Origin of the sequence: Faecalibacterium sp. DFI.5.82, from assembly GCF_029076575.1 — a bacterium.
In the GTDB taxonomy this organism is placed as follows: domain Bacteria; phylum Bacillota; class Clostridia; order Oscillospirales; family Ruminococcaceae; genus Faecalibacterium; species Faecalibacterium duncaniae.
In genome coordinates, this window is the sequence record NZ_JARFIS010001004.1 from 1 (window position 1) to 292 (window position 292).

Genomic DNA, 292 nt, shown 5'->3' on the forward strand with positions numbered 1-292 from the left:
AAAGAACTCCTTTGTTTGTTTTCCGCGCGCCCTGCGCGCAGGGTCTATCATATCATGGGTGCGCCCAAAAATCAAGGTACAGCGCAGATACGATGATGCACCAGCGCTGTGCCGTTGTGTTTTATTTCAGGATGCCTTTTCCAGCGGATCAACGACCACCGGACAGAGGCGGCCAGCCTGCACGGGGCAGCCCCCGGCTCCAGCAATTCCCGCGCCAGCTGCTGGGTGCGGTACTCCATGATGCCGCCGCCCACGCTGCCCACGGCAGAGCCATCGGGCAGGACCAACATCT

At 60.6% G+C, this 292-nt stretch carries 1 protein-coding gene; it reads right to left on the reverse strand.

The window, feature by feature from the left end:
- Positions 1-71 precede the first annotated feature (71 nt).
- Positions 72-292, reverse strand: a 221-nt coding sequence (locus tag P0G09_RS19880) for an XdhC family protein (protein ID WP_275253536.1), incomplete at its 5' end; no start/stop codon positions are given.